Raw genomic sequence first — 13,398 nt, forward strand, 5'->3', positions numbered from 1 at the left:
CAAGGTGTGATGGCCGATCAGCTAGCCCGGAACATCCCTGGTGTGGCCCCGGTGGTGCGCCGGAATGCCGCACCGAACGCACTGGTCGAGTGGTAGCCCACGCGCTCGGCAACCTCTTGCAGATCCAAGCCGTGTGCAAGAAGCGTCACCGCCCGTTGGGCGCGCACCGCTGACACCCACTGCCCGAAACTCATCCCGGTCTCCGACCGAAATACCCGGGTGATGGTTCGCGGGCTGACGCCGAGGAGCCTTGCCCAGTCGGACAGCGTTCGCATGTCACTCGGATCGTCACCGATCGCGTCGACGATGGGTTGCAGAAGCGCCGAGTCCGGCACCAGAACCAGCAACTCGTTGGGTGACGGCGCCAGTACGTCGATCACCATCTGCTCTGTGAGCGAGCGCGAAGAGGTTCCGAGTGAATCGTCTGCCAGTCGCTCGAGGAGGTTCCGCAGCAGCGGAGTCACCTCGATCGCCACCGGCACGTCGGACAGAGACGGAACCGATGCGATGTCGAGCTGAGCGGCCCGATACCAGGTTCCGGCGGGCGCGATCGCCGAGTGCAGGACGCCGGCGGGCATCCACAGACCGACGGTCGGGGTGATCGTCCACGTGCGCGATCCCACCGTGGCGCTCGACGCTCCTCGCTCGTTCCACAACAATTCGTGGGTCGGGTGCGAGTGCGCCTCCCACCGGGTCTCGCGGGAGACAAGCTCGTCCATGCCCGCGATGACAAAGGGCACCTCGACCGCCCCGGCCGAGTAGACCGGGAGCGTCCGACTGTCGACGGTCTCCAACGGGTTCTCCTCGGTTCGCGCGGCTGCTCCGGAGAAAGCATAGGTCGCGGGGATCGGTTGTTGGTTCCTACGATCGCGAGGGTCACCGACCGAAATTCGCCGAGGTGACGTCACACACATTCAAAAATCGCGAATGCACCACAACAAAAAGAAGGTCACAGACCGGAGTCTGTGACCTTCTTTCTTGTGCGCCCGAAGGGATTCGAACCCCTAACCTCTTGATCCGTAGTCAAGTGCTCTATCCGTTGAGCTACGGGCGCATGTTCTGTTGTCTTGCTGATCTTGCGTGTCTTGCCGTCGTACTTTCTATCATTTCTAACCCGCCGGTCAAAATCACCGGCTTGGCGGAGGCGAGAGGATTTGAACCTCCGGTCCCTCGTAAAAGGGACAACTCATTAGCAGTGAGTCCCATTCGGCCGCTCTGGCACGCCTCCCTGGGGGTTCCGATCCTTTCGGACCGCCGGATCGAAAGATTACACACCCTTCGCCACCAAAGGCAAAACGTGTGGTCAGCGCCTTGTTTTGTCGACTTACCGCAGGTGGCTGTCGAACCAGTCGAAGATCCGGGTCTGAGCTTCGACGATCGAAGCCGAGCCAGGTTCGTCGAGGTCGGCGTCCTCGGACAGCTGTGGCGGCTCGTCCGCCCGGTGAGCCAGTCCGGCGTAGCTGACCACCAGTGTCGCGACGTCGGCCTTGGCGGTCGCTTCCCGGAGCAGAGTCACGTGCTCACGCGGCGTGCTGGGATCGTCCTCGCCGTACAGCGCCAACCACGGCGCCTGCAGGGAAGTGGCCGCGTCGACGAGCGCCTGAGCATCTACCGACAAGGCTTCGACGATTCCCCGGGCGGCGACGCTCACCGCGGCGCCGACGGGACGACTGGTGGCCACGAGCATCGCGGCGGTCCCGGCGTCGTCGAATCCGAGCACCCCGATGGTGTCCGCGAGAACTTCGCGTCCGACGAGCCAATCGAGGGTCGCGTCGAAGTCAGCGAAGAGGTTGTCACCGAACACCTCGCCCTGCATGTGTTCGGGTTCGCGGTGGAACAGGTGCGGTGCGACGCTGACCCATCCTTCGCCGGCGAGCGAACACATCAGATTCAGCAGAGCCGGGCTGAACTGGCGGGCTTCATGCAGGACGACGATCCCGCCCCGCGTCGGGCCGTCCGGCTCCACCACCGTCAGCGGAACAGCCGTGGCGACCTCCCCTTCGGCGCCGCGCAGATACGCGGTGGCCCGGAAGATTTCCGACATCTTCTAACTCTGACACGCAGACGGCCGCTACGCACCAAATCGGTGCGCGCATAATCGACTCGTGACCGCACACATTCGCCCTGACCTCGCCTCCATCCCCGCCTACGTTCCCGGACGCAATTTTCCGGGTGCGATCAAGCTGGCGAGCAACGAAACGACCGTAGGGCCGTTGCCCGGTGTGCGTGACGCCGTCGCCGACGCGGTCGCCAATGCCAACCGCTACCCGGACAATGCCGCGGTCGCACTCATCGAGGCGCTGGCCAGCTTCCTGAAAGTCGAGCCGGCCAACGTCGCCGCTGGTTGTGGCTCCGTGACGCTGTGCCAAGAACTCGTGCAGATCACCTGCGATCAGGGTGACGAGGTCATCTACGCGTGGCGGTCGTTCGAGGCGTACCCCGTGGTCACCCAGGTCGGCCATGCCGTCTCCGTCAAGGTTCCGCTGACCGAGGACTTCGGCCACGACCTCGACGCGATGCTGGCCGCGATCACGGATCGCACGCGGTTGATCTTCGTGTGCAACCCCAACAACCCGACCGGCAATGCGTTGTCGAAGGCAGAGCTCGAGAGCTTCCTCGACGCGGTCCCGGCGCACGTCGTCGTCGCACTCGACGAGGCGTACTTCGAATACTCACGCTCGGACGCCGACGGCATCGAACTGTTCCGCAGCCGCCCCAACGTGGTTGTTCTGCGCACCTTCTCGAAGGCGTACGGCCTCGCGGGAATCCGCGTGGGTTACGCGGTCGCGGATCCGGAGATCATCGTGGCCCTCGGCAAGGTGCACACCCCGTTCACCGTGAGCGCTGTCGCGCAGGCCGCCGCAATCGCTTCCCTGGCTGCAGCAGACGAACTGCTTGCCCGCACCGAAGGCGTCATCGCCGAGCGGAGGCGAGTGCGCAGTGCACTGATCGAAGCCGGGTACACCGTCCCCGAGTCGTCGGCGAACTTCGTCTATCTCCCCCTCGGAGAGCTCTCCCCCGGTTTCGCCGAGGCGAGTACCGAGGCGGGCATTCTGATCCGTCAGTACGGCGTCGAGGGCGTCCGGATGACCATCGGCGATCCACACGAGAACGACGCGTTCCTCGCTTTCGCGAACACCGACGTCGCGAAGCAGGCTGCGGGCATCGGCGTCACCGCGTGACACTCGATACATAACTGTTACGCCGAGGACTGGAATTCGTTTCGGCGGACGGGCACACTCAGGGAGGTTCGAGGCCGGTCCGAGTGAGGGAGCACGACGCATGACGCGACGCATGACACGAACGTGTGCCGTGCTCGCAACAACCCTTCTCGCCACCTCCGCGACCTCCCTGAGTGCCGTCGCCACCGCCGAGTCCCAGGACACGGTGTCGGTACGTCTGCTGGCGTTCAACGATCTGCACGGCAGCCTCCGCCCGCCGGAAGGTGTTCGCAGCGAGATCAGGCAGGCCGACGGCTCGCTCACCCCCGCAGGTGGCGCGGCGTATCTCGCGGCATACGTGACGCAACTTCGCAGCCAAGCCACCAACTCGCTGCTGTATTCGGTCGGTGACAACTGGGGATCGTCGGCATTGGAATCGGCGATGTTCAACGACGAACCGACGGTCGAACTGCTGAATCGGATGAAGATCGACGCTTCCGCGATCGGCAACCACGAACTGGACAAGGGGCTCGCCGAGTTCCGTCGTATGCAGTCCGGCGGTTGCTCCGCCGTCGACGCGTGCACGTTCAGTCCGTCCTTCGGCGGCGCCAACTTCCCTCTGATGGCCGCAAACATGACGTACACCAACGGCACTCCGGCCACGCTGCCCTTCACCGTGAACATGGTCGACGGCATTCCGCTCGGAGTCATCGCGATTTCCCCCGCCAACACGTCGCAGATCGTGACACCGGGCGGGATCGCCGATCTGCAGTTCGGCGACGAGGTCGAAGCGATCAACCGCACCGCCGATGTCCTCGACTTCTTCGGCGTCAAAGCCATCACCGTTCTCCTGCACCGTGGGGACGAACCGGCCGTCGAAGGTGGGCCCAACGACTGCAACGTCGAGTCCGGCCCGGCCCGCGACATCGCCCTTCGTGCCTCACCGAAGGTGGACGTCATCTTCACCGCCGACAGCCACCAGCAGTACAACTGCGAATTCCCTGATCCCGCAGGCAATCCCAGAGTCGTCATGCAGGGCGCTTCGCACGGCCGGATCGTGTCCGTCGCCGACGTCACCATCGACCGCAACACCCGCGAGGTGGTTCGCGATCAGACGTCCGCTTTCAATCAGATAGTGACACACGATATTTCGCCGGATCCCGATATTCAGGCTCTCGCCGACAGGGCCTGGTCGGAGGCGTCGGAAAGCGCTCAGCGACCGGTGGGGACCATCACCGCCGATCTGACACGGGACCGCGTCCCCAGCGGTGAATCGACACTCGGCAACCTGGTCGCCGACGCTCAACTCGCCGCCGGATCGACACGAGGGGCTCAACTCGCGTTGACGAACCCGGGCGGCATGCGCGAGGACTTGGACTTCGGCACTTCCGGCCAGGTCACCTACCGCCAGGCCTACGGTGTTCAACCCTTCGGTAACAGCCTCGAGGTGCTCTCCGTCACAGGAGCGGTGTTGAAGGACGCTCTCGAACAGCAATTCCAGATCGACCTCGACGGCACCGCTACCGAGCGCATCCTCTCCCCGTCCGCGGGCTTCACCTACGCCATGGACCGGCGAGCAGCGCCGGGCTCGCGAATCTCGGAAATGCGCTTGAACGGGCAGGACATCGCCCCCGACGGCGTCTACAGCGTCGTGGTGAACAAGTTCCTCGCCGAGGGCGGGGACGGTTTCACCGCACTGAAGAACTCCACCCAGATGACCGGCGCGGGCAACGACCTCGACGCCTTGACTGCCCTGTTCGCAGCCGGGTCCCCGGTCTCGCCGCCTGCCACCGATCGCATCCGCACCGTCGGCTGAATAGGCATCCCCCCGCTCGATTGCCTAGTCTCGACGGGTGATCATCGCGACCCATAACGGCAAGTTCCATGCAGACGACGTCTTCGGCGTATCGCTGCTCAAGCAGCTGTACCCCGACGCCACCGTCGTTCGCAGCCGTGACGAGTCCGTCCTCGACAGCGCGGACATCGTGCTCGACGTCGGCGGTCGCTACAACCCGGCCGAGGGTCGCTTCGACCATCACCAGCGCGATGCCGGCGAGCGCAGCAACGGCATCCTGTACTCCGCTTTCGGTCTGCTCTGGCAGGAATACGGCCTGCAGTTCTGCGAAGGCGACGCCTCCGTTTTCCGCCGAATCGACAGTCGTCTGGTCGAGAGCATCGACGCCGTCGACAACGGCCAGGAGATCTACACCCTCAACGACTACGGCACCAAGCCTTTTGATCTGTCGTCGGTGCTGGACCTGTTCAATCCGATCTCGTCCACCGACGAAGAGTTCGACACCCAGTTCGAGCTGGCCGTGGTTCTCGCAACTCAGGTCTTGATTCGCCTGCGCGCCAAGTACGCCGGCGACGCTGCAGCCGAGCGCGAGTTCACCGAGACCTACGAGAAAGCAACGGATCCGCGCTTCGTCGTGCTGGAACGCTTCGTTCCCCACGGCCGCGCCGCGTCGGCCCAGCCAGAACTTCTGTTCACCATCTTCCCGAACACCAACGGCGGCTGGTCGATTCAGACGGTCAAGCCCGCTGACTCCAAGTTCGGTTCACGAAAGCTGTTGCCGGAGCCGTGGCGCGGCCTGAACGGCTCGGACCTTGCCGCCGAGACGGGCGTCGACAGTTCGGTCTTCTGCCACAAAGCTGGGTTCATCGCGGCTGCGCAGACCCGTGACGGCGCCCTCCAGTTGCTCGAACTGGCACTGGCCGAGTAGTTCTCAGCTCACAGCCCACTTCACATTCCCAGGGCGGTCTTCACTGTCGGCCAGGAATCGTGAAGCGCGTCTTGCCAGTACGGCCATGAATGGGTGCCGACGTTTCGATACGCGAACACTGCGGGAATCGACAACTCCCCCAACCTCGCCTCGAACAGTTGCGTGCACGTGTTTGCCAGTGCCTCGAGCGGCCCGCCTTCGATGGCCGTCTGCAGGCCGCCCGGGGTGAAGATGTTGTCGTATTCTCCGGGTGCGCCCGTGCCCGAGGAAACGTAGATCGTCTTTCCTCGCAGCGTTTCAGCATTGGTGGACGGGTCGTGCTTTTGCCAGTCGGGGTCCGACGCCGGGCCCCACATGTTGGTGGCGTCGCCTGCCTTACTGGCCACTGTGAGCCGCACGGAATCCTGCGAAGACGACTCGGAGTTGTCGAGACAGCCACTGTACGAGGCTAATCCGGTATAGAGCTTCGGGTGATGTGTGATGAGGTTGGCCGCGCCGAGCGCACCCATGGACACCCCGCCGACCACATTCATCCCATTTCCGGAAAACGCAGAATCGATCAACGCCGGAAGCTCTTCAGCGAGAAACGATTCCCACTTGTTCACACCGAGGTTCGGATCGTCGTTCTTCCAGTTGGTGTAGAAACTGCCGGTACCGCCAACAGGGAGAACGACGTTGACGTTCTTGTCGGCGAAAAACGCTTCGATGTCGGTCTTTTGAGTCCAGGTGCTTTCGGAGTATCCGGATTCCGAACCGGCACTGACGCCGTCGAGTAGGTAGAAGGACGGACGCGAACCGGCACTCGACGCTGGATGCAGAACCTGCACTTGCACCTCGCGCCGCATAGCCGGCGAATCGACGAACACGGCGCTACGAGTGGGCGACAATTGCTCGATGCGATTGATGTGAGCCCCGGTCTGACCTGTCAGATCTCCTGGTGGATTTTCGGGCGCCGGTTCGGCATATGCCACTCCGCCCACAACAAGCGCGAGCACGACCAACACAATCCCGACAAACCCAAATCTCCGCATCCGTCAAGCGCCCCCTGAGCATCGCACGACTATCGCTAACCCTCGATTGGACAGGACGAACGTCCCGAGGTCAACCCACTGGTTGGGATTTATTACTCGCGGGTATCCGATGGAGTTGGACAGTTTTCCACCGATGCACACACAGGTGTGGATAACTTCATTCACATCCACTTCCCAGTTGTGCATAACCTGTGGACTAAAGAATGAATTACACCGAAGTCATTCCTTCTACCTGCATCTTTTCGTTTCCCCACAGTGTGCATAACTTTGACGAACATGCCGGGCACGACAGCGGTTTCCGGGCGTGTCCATGCAGTTCACTCCACCGCGCCACTCTTTGTTCACAGGGACGACACCACCGACCGAGAACGCTCCCCACCCCGGCTTCATACTTGGTGCATGCTGACCGCTCTCCTCGCCGCCACAGCTGTGCTCGCCCTACTGACCCTGGTCCCGGGGCCCGACATGGCCGTCGTGACACAGGCTGCTCTCGGCGCCGGCAGATCCGCCGGATTCCGGGTAGCGGCCGGCATCGTCTCGGGCCTTCTGGTGTGGGGCCTGCTGACCGTCCTCGGACTGTCGGCGATCCTGGCCGCGTCGGCGGAGGCGTACACCGTCGTCAAGCTCGCCGGTGCTGCATATCTGATCTATCTCGGTGTGCGAACACTGTGGGAGAGCCGGACGTCGCGGATGCAACACAATGCCGACGCTCCACGGTCGCAGAAGGCCGGAACGTGGAAGACGGGCTTCACCACCAACCTGCTCAACCCCAAGATCGCCGTCTTCTACACCGGACTGCTGCCGCAGCTGGTTCCGGCCGGGTGGCCGACGGGACCATCGCTTGCGCTGCTGGTGCTCATCCACGCAGCGATCACCATCGTGTGGCTCAGTGGCTACGTGGTCCTTCTCTCGCGAGCGCGTAGCACCTTCGAGAAGCCCCGAGTGCGACAGGCACTCGAGCGCATAACCGGAACAGTTCTTCTAGGATTCGGAGCGAAGATCGCGCTCGAAGCGCGCTGACACGGCAATCGGAAAAGAGTAGACAGTGGGCGCGTGGGGATCGGGACCGTTCGATAACGACGGTGCAGGGGATTTGATCGCGTCCATCGGACACGGTGACTTCACCTTCGAATCGGTGGAGTGGGCATTCGAGGACGACTACCTCGAGGTGGACGGCGGCCAAATCGCCGTCGCCTTGCTCGAATTGGTGTTGATCGTGCGCGCCGATCGCAAACGCGACCCCGCCGCCCAGGACCTCGATCTCGATTCCTTCACCTCGGCCCTGACCAGCGAACGGCTCACCTGGCTGATCGAGATGGTGGAGCGCACCATCTCCTCGACCGATTCGGAACTGTTCGAACTGTGGGACGAGCAGGGACCGGAAGAGCTTGCCTCGTGGCGCGTTCCCGTCGTGGACGGTCTCGAGGATCTGCGTGTTCTGTCGGTTCAGTAGCCCGCCGACGGATCGATTACCGCAGCAAGGTCCTCACCCGCAGCGAATCGAGCGACGTTGGCGGCCACGTGATCTGCCAGCACACGCGTGAGCGTCGTAGCCGGGTTGGCGACGTGCGGAGTGATGATCGCGTTGGGCAGCTTCCACAACCGGTGCCCGTCCGGCAGCGGCTCGGGGTCGGTGACGTCCAGTGCCGCCCCGCCGATCGAACCAGCTTCGAGAGCATCGACCAGCGCGTCCGTGTCGACCAGGTTGCCGCGTGCAATGTTCACGATCCAGCTCGACTCCGACATCTGGTCCAATTCAGCCTTGCCGACCAGATGCCGCGTCGCGGACGTCGACGGTGCTGCGATCACGAAGTGATCCGCCTGGGACCAGATTTCACCGGTTCGATCGGCCGAGAGCGTTTCGGAGGCACCTTCGACGGGGGTTCCCGAGCGGGTGACGGCGATGACTCTGACCTTGGACGCGGCGAGGTACGGGATCAACGCACGGCCGATTCCGCCGCAACCGATGATCGCCACTGTCGAGCCCTGCAAGGTGCCCACCCGTGGATCGAACTCTTCTTTTCGCCACGACTGCGTCGCCAATTGTTCGGGGAGAGAACGCACTCCGGCGAGGAGGAGCATCATCGTATGTTCGGCAACATTGCCCGCGTAGGCCCCGGCAGCGGACGTCCAGACCCGCTTGTCGTCGATCACGTCGGCGTCGAACCAGGGCTCGATCCCGGCGAAGGGCAACTGCACCCAACGAACCGAGTCAGGTAGCGACGACGGGAACGTGTCCGGACCATGTACCCAGACCACGCCCTCTGCCTCGGCGAGTGGAACGAGAACCCCACCGACTCCGCGAATTCCGTCGGCAATGTGCGGATCCTCGACGGGGCCGAGATGGATGCGAGGGGCGCTGGAGTCTGTCATGTAGGTGCGTTCCTTCGAGAGTGGCGGGGCGATCGGATCAACTCATCGGTGTGCCCCAGCGTACGGGCGCCTCGCCAATTCGGCCCGTCTAGCCGTTCGCCTTTGCGATCGAATCCTTGCCTTCGGCCGCTCCGCCCTCGATGGTGTCGTGCTGGATGGGAACGAACTTCTTCTTCGGCAGCAGGAACAGCCACGTCGCGAAGACGAACGGGCCCGTTCCGGCCGGCAGGCTGATCGGAGCGAACGCAGACACCAGCGTGCCGTGGATGACAACAGTCACCAGTACTCCGAAGACGGTGTAGACGAACACACGCCACGACGGGTTGTAGAACACCGATCCGAGAGCAATTGCCGTCAGCACCGAACTGAGCCCGTAGAGACCATTGCCGATGTCGACGGTGTTTGCGCCCAGCGCCAGTACCGAACCCATCGCTATCGCGGAACCGATGAGCGCGAACAACGCCGCCCAACGCGACGCGACCAGCAGCGCGATCACGAAGATAATGCCGGTGACGGTGTTGTTGATCAGAAAGATCTGGGAGACGTTGCGGAACAGCGTGTCCCACAGGAAGCTGAAAGTGATGTCGGCATGAACTGACGCGTCCCCGATGTGCTGGGGAAACTGGCCCGCGCTGAGGTCTGACGTTTCGATCCGCAGGAACTGGAACGCCGCGAGGAGGAAAAACCAGTTGACGAGGTTGAACGGAAAGGTCAGCGCCGGTACGCCCCAGGTCTTGAAGACATTGGCGACAGCCAGGAACGCGATGGTCGACGCGGCAGCTCCCACCACGAGGTAGATCCACAGCATCACGCCACCGGCAAGGAACGTCGGAAATGCAGCTCCCACAAGAATTCCGTTGTATCCGTACAGGCCGATACGCATCGAATCGTCGTCGGAGTGCAGCATCATGCCGGTGACGGTGGATACCACCAGACCCACCACGGCACCGATCGCGACGGTGATCGTGTCCGCGGCTATCGCTCCCCAGAAGATACCGACCAGAAACAGCAGGCCCGTCAGCGCATTGCCCTGGAACATCACCTGCCCGGAGCCTTTGAGATTGGTGTCGATGAATCTGAGCACGACGTTCTTGTCCGCGACGTCGTCCCACGGTTTGGTGATGGTGGTCATCGCGCGTTCCTCGATCCCTATCAGGCGATCCGCGTCATCCCCAGAGCGGGACGGGCGGAATGGTGGTGTCCAGAACTGCCTTTCGCACCAGAGACCAGAAATCACGAACCTTCGCCTTGACGGGTTCGCTCTCCGGACCGAGGACTTTGAAGATGAGACCGGCGTCGTTCGGTAGCCGACTCGCTCCGGAAACGACCTTGCCGTCACGGCCCGGAACTACCTCTTCGAGAATCGCGTCGGCATGCTCCTTCGGTGTCAGCAAGATGACATTGCCGAACACGTCGTGGTCGCCCATGATTCCGCCGTATCGCACAGGGAAGCGTGCCGGTTCGATCACCAACTTCTCGGTGAAGAGGTTCTTCCCGTCCGGACGCTCCGCCTTGATCATTGTGGAGTACAGGTCGTAGACGAACATCTCTCCGCCGTCGTGGTACTTGCGACCCGACATCACGATCTCCGAGAACAACAGCGTTGCAGTCGGATCCACCGTGATGTCGGTGCGCGCGTAGTACCTCGCGTTGCGGTGTGGGATCGTCACCCCCGGCATCAGTTCGAGATACGAATTCTCCGCGAGCACCACTTTCTGGAGTTGCGACGCGTGATTGGCATCCATCCGGTGAACCTTGGTGGCCGACTGAGTGGTCACGTGCGCGAGAGAACCCGGCTCCATCTCGATGGTCAGGAACAGTCGATCACCTTGCAACACACTGCCGGACGTCGAGATCATGTAGACGCACGGCATGGTCGGCAACGCTTCGTCCCAGTACAGCGCCTGCTGAACGAGCAACGGTGTCTTGCGGTACATGTCCCGCAGAATCGTCTTGTCGCCACGGTCGACAAATCGCATCTCGAGAACGCCGGTCTTCCCGACCTTGCCGGCCGGAGCCTGCTTCGGCTGGTCCTGGTACTGGTCGAGTTCCGGGATGGTCGGGATCGGACCCGGGAGCGCCCGCGATGCTCCCGGGGCGGGCGGTGCGCTCACGGTGCGCTCGCTCCCACTTCCTCTTCGTCGAAGAGGACTCCGTGCACGATGAGGTCCACCACTTCCTTGATGCCTTCCCCGGTCATGCAATTGGTGAAGACGAACGGCTTGTCGCCGCGCATCCCCTTGGAGTCGCGATCCATGACTCCGAGATCGGCGTTGACGTACGGTGCGAGATCGGTCTTGTTGATGACCAGGATGTCGGACTGCGAGATTCCCGGACCGTTCTTGCGCGGAATCTTGTCGCCTGCGGCCACATCGATGACATAGATGAAGAAGTCGACGAGAGCCGGACTGAACGTCAGTGTGAGGTTGTCGCCGCCACTTTCGATGAACACCACGTCGGTGTCGGGGAACGTCTTCTCCATGTCCTCGACCGCCGCGAGATTCATACTCGGGTCTTCGCGGACGGCGGTGTGGGGGCAGGCTCCCGTCTCCACGCCGACGATACGTTCCTCCACGAGAACACCTTTGAGAGCCTTGCGCACATGCTTGGCATCTTCGGTGGTGACCACGTCGTTGGTGATGATCAGAACGCTGGTGCCCCGCTTGATGAACTCCGGCGTGATCGCCTCGATGAGTGCGGTCTTACCCGAACCCACGGGTCCGCCGATTCCGATGCGCGTTGTCTTCTTCATCGTTCTCCTTCTAGTTCATGAACATTCGGACGTGCGCCTTGACGTGCACCGCAGCCAGAATGTCGATCATCGGGGCGAAATTGGACATGTCGTCGAGTCCGTAATCACGCACTGCGGCGTACTCACGGCCGGCGCTCTGATTGACCTCGAACAGAATCTCCTGTGTCGCAAGGTGATCTACTCGGACGATGCGAAGGGCAGCGCCGAGCAACGTCATCGCGACACCGTACTGATTGACCGTGAAAGCGTCCTCCTCCGGAGAACCCATCTCCGCGAAAGCAATTCCGAGGCCGACGGGGTAGGTACCCGGCGTCTCCCCCGATGCGATCGCGGCCAACCACTTATTGAACAAGGTCTCACCGGCCAAGCGCCCGCCGAGTTCGGCCAACTTCTTACCCATCCGGGTACTCATCGTGCGTGCTTCTTCGTTGAGCTTGCGTTCGATCACTGCATGATCAGCGGCGAGGATCGCCGAGAAGTCACCGGCGGTCGCGCCCCGGTGCGCCGCGAGTACGGCGATACCGTCGCACGTCGCACCCTGATGGGTGGCCGAGAGCACAAACTCCCGCAGCGACGGACCGCCCGTGACAATTCCCTGCGCCACGGCCGATTCCAAACCGTTGGAGAACGAGAAGGAACCGACCGGGAACATGGAATCGGAAAACTGCATCATCCGCATCGCACGGTTGATGCTGAGCCCGGATCCCTCAGACGAGAGGGTCATGGGTATGCCCCTCGCCCTCACGCGCGGCCGCACCGAACAAACGGCGCGCCTCGTGTGGAGCGATGTAGGGAATGACCTCGGCGCCCGGGATGAAGGTGTACTCGATGCCCTCGAAAGCATGTGTCCGCATCACCGAGCCCATGACCGCCTTGTCGACCGTCAACGGAACGTAGACCTTCATTCCCTTCACCACCGCAGGCCAGTGCTGGTTACCCACGGCATGTCCCAACTCCAGGCACGTCTGAATCATCTTCTCGGGCGTGACGTCGACCAGCGCGCTCAGGTCGATCTCCAACACGTCCTTGAGGTTGATCCTGGCCACGACCACGGTGTTCGCCGGCTCGTCCCACAGCAGAATGTCGCCGTCCTGCAACTGAATACCACGATCGAGCGAGACGGCCAATTCACGGCCACCGATCGTGGTGCGTCGTAACCGACTCTTCTGCGCTTCCCACTGATCGAGCGACAAGACGTCGACTACCGCATTGTCGAGTCGACCGGCCCACTCCTCGTCGGTCTCCTTCCCGAGAAGCGCGTCGACTCGCGTCGGCTTTCCGCTCGGCGCGGTCATCTCGCCGTGCGTGTGTGGCGTCGCATCGGCGCCGTGCGTGTGTGTGATTGTTCCCGACACAGG

Annotated in this window: 14 protein-coding genes and 2 tRNA genes; 5 read left to right on the forward strand and 11 right to left on the reverse strand. The window is 62.7% G+C overall.

Translation table 11 applies throughout. The annotated features are described in order from the left end of the window. Positions 1-17 precede the first annotated feature (17 nt). The 4 genes from AC2ETI_RS22640 to AC2ETI_RS22655 all read right to left on the reverse strand — a co-directional run bounded on the left by AC2ETI_RS22640 (position 18) and on the right by AC2ETI_RS22655 (position 2,044). Positions 18-794 carry a helix-turn-helix domain-containing protein gene (locus tag AC2ETI_RS22640; protein ID WP_029537413.1) on the reverse strand — a complete coding sequence of 259 codons (777 nt, stop codon included), beginning with the start codon at positions 792-794 and terminating at the stop codon, positions 18-20. A gap of 187 nt (positions 795-981) precedes the next feature. Further along, a tRNA-Arg gene (locus tag AC2ETI_RS22645) sits at positions 982-1,054 on the reverse strand. A gap of 82 nt (positions 1,055-1,136) precedes the next feature. Beyond that, positions 1,137-1,228 (reverse strand) — tRNA-Ser (locus tag AC2ETI_RS22650). Between the two features lie 96 nt (positions 1,229-1,324). Beyond that, the gene (locus AC2ETI_RS22655) at positions 1,325-2,044 is read right to left on the reverse strand and encodes a dienelactone hydrolase family protein (RefSeq protein WP_483634416.1); all 720 of its coding nucleotides are present in this window, start codon (positions 2,042-2,044) and stop codon (positions 1,325-1,327) included. 61 nt (positions 2,045-2,105) lie between these two features. On the opposite strand from AC2ETI_RS22655, the gene hisC reads away from it, so the two are divergent. The 3 genes from hisC (at position 2,106) to AC2ETI_RS22670 (ending at position 5,884) form a co-directional block, all read left to right on the forward strand. Then, positions 2,106-3,182 (forward strand): histidinol-phosphate transaminase, encoded by a 1,077-nt coding sequence (gene hisC, locus AC2ETI_RS22660; RefSeq protein WP_046377764.1) that lies wholly within the window; start codon positions 2,106-2,108, stop codon positions 3,180-3,182. 100 nt (positions 3,183-3,282) lie between these two features. After that, positions 3,283-4,977: a bifunctional metallophosphatase/5'-nucleotidase gene (locus AC2ETI_RS22665; RefSeq protein ID WP_020968166.1), complete on the forward strand. Its 1,695-nt coding sequence runs from the start codon at positions 3,283-3,285 to the stop codon at positions 4,975-4,977. Positions 4,978-5,014: 37 nt separating this feature from the next. Continuing rightward, on the forward strand, positions 5,015-5,884 hold the full coding sequence (locus AC2ETI_RS22670) for an MYG1 family protein (RefSeq protein WP_042950378.1): 870 nt from the start codon (positions 5,015-5,017) through the stop codon (positions 5,882-5,884). Positions 5,885-5,904: 20 nt separating this feature from the next. On the opposite strand, the gene AC2ETI_RS22675 is transcribed toward AC2ETI_RS22670, so the two are convergent. Further along, a complete protein-coding gene (locus AC2ETI_RS22675) occupies positions 5,905-6,915 on the reverse strand; it encodes an alpha/beta hydrolase (protein WP_042950377.1) in 1,011 nt (336 codons plus the stop codon). Positions 6,916-7,314: 399 nt separating this feature from the next. On the opposite strand from AC2ETI_RS22675, the gene AC2ETI_RS22680 reads away from it, so the two are divergent. Both AC2ETI_RS22680 and AC2ETI_RS22685 read left to right on the forward strand, forming a co-directional pair. Further along, positions 7,315-7,935, forward strand: a complete 621-nt coding sequence (locus AC2ETI_RS22680; protein ID WP_046377763.1) for a LysE family translocator — start codon at positions 7,315-7,317, stop codon at positions 7,933-7,935. Between the two features lie 25 nt (positions 7,936-7,960). Beyond that, on the forward strand, positions 7,961-8,368 hold the full coding sequence (locus tag AC2ETI_RS22685; RefSeq protein WP_020968164.1) for a DUF4259 domain-containing protein: 408 nt from the start codon (positions 7,961-7,963) through the stop codon (positions 8,366-8,368). On the opposite strand, the gene AC2ETI_RS22690 is transcribed toward AC2ETI_RS22685, so the two are convergent. The 6 genes from AC2ETI_RS22690 to AC2ETI_RS22715 form a co-directional block, all read right to left on the reverse strand. Beyond that, a complete protein-coding gene (locus AC2ETI_RS22690) occupies positions 8,362-9,288 on the reverse strand; it encodes a D-isomer specific 2-hydroxyacid dehydrogenase family protein (RefSeq protein ID WP_483634417.1) in 927 nt (308 codons plus the stop codon). The two genes, AC2ETI_RS22685 and AC2ETI_RS22690, sit on opposite strands and share 7 nt — an antisense overlap. Before the next feature lie 88 nt (positions 9,289-9,376). Then, a complete protein-coding gene (gene yut, locus AC2ETI_RS22695; protein ID WP_134998575.1) occupies positions 9,377-10,420 on the reverse strand; it encodes an urea transporter in 1,044 nt (347 codons plus the stop codon). Positions 10,421-10,454: 34 nt separating this feature from the next. Continuing rightward, a complete protein-coding gene (locus AC2ETI_RS22700; RefSeq protein ID WP_037119126.1) occupies positions 10,455-11,402 on the reverse strand; it encodes an urease accessory protein UreD in 948 nt (315 codons plus the stop codon). Continuing rightward, positions 11,399-12,040, reverse strand: coding sequence for an urease accessory protein UreG (gene ureG, locus AC2ETI_RS22705; RefSeq protein ID WP_007731713.1), 642 nt, complete (start codon positions 12,038-12,040; stop codon positions 11,399-11,401). The genes AC2ETI_RS22700 and ureG overlap by 4 nt, the downstream gene beginning before the upstream one ends. Before the next feature lie 10 nt (positions 12,041-12,050). After that, entirely contained in the window at positions 12,051-12,764 is a 714-nt protein-coding gene (locus AC2ETI_RS22710) for an urease accessory protein UreF (RefSeq protein WP_060939555.1), read from the reverse strand. Continuing rightward, the gene (locus AC2ETI_RS22715) at positions 12,748-13,395 is read right to left on the reverse strand and encodes an urease accessory protein UreE (protein WP_007731715.1); all 648 of its coding nucleotides are present in this window, start codon (positions 13,393-13,395) and stop codon (positions 12,748-12,750) included. The genes AC2ETI_RS22710 and AC2ETI_RS22715 overlap by 17 nt, the downstream gene beginning before the upstream one ends. Positions 13,396-13,398 lie beyond the last annotated feature (3 nt).

The sequence above is a fragment of the Rhodococcus sp. MurmanLake-1 genome (assembly GCF_056945715.1).

Excerpts from the sequence above, each read along its gene's own strand:
- AC2ETI_RS22655 (WP_483634416.1), bottom strand. The coding sequence starts at position 2,044 with ATGTCGGAAATCTTCCGGGCCACCGCGTATCTGCGCGGCGCCGAAGGG.
- AC2ETI_RS22665 (WP_020968166.1), top strand. The coding sequence starts at position 3,283 with ATGACGCGACGCATGACACGAACGTGTGCCGTGCTCGCAACAACCCTT.
- AC2ETI_RS22710 (WP_060939555.1), bottom strand. The coding sequence starts at position 12,764 with ATGACCCTCTCGTCTGAGGGATCCGGGCTCAGCATCAACCGTGCGATG.
- AC2ETI_RS22675 (WP_042950377.1), bottom strand. The coding sequence starts at position 6,915 with ATGCGGAGATTTGGGTTTGTCGGGATTGTGTTGGTCGTGCTCGCGCTT.
- AC2ETI_RS22690 (WP_483634417.1), bottom strand. The coding sequence starts at position 9,288 with ATGACAGACTCCAGCGCCCCTCGCATCCATCTCGGCCCCGTCGAGGAT.
- yut (WP_134998575.1), bottom strand. The coding sequence starts at position 10,420 with ATGACCACCATCACCAAACCGTGGGACGACGTCGCGGACAAGAACGTC.
- ureG (WP_007731713.1), bottom strand. The coding sequence starts at position 12,040 with ATGAAGAAGACAACGCGCATCGGAATCGGCGGACCCGTGGGTTCGGGT.
- AC2ETI_RS22680 (WP_046377763.1), top strand. The coding sequence starts at position 7,315 with ATGCTGACCGCTCTCCTCGCCGCCACAGCTGTGCTCGCCCTACTGACC.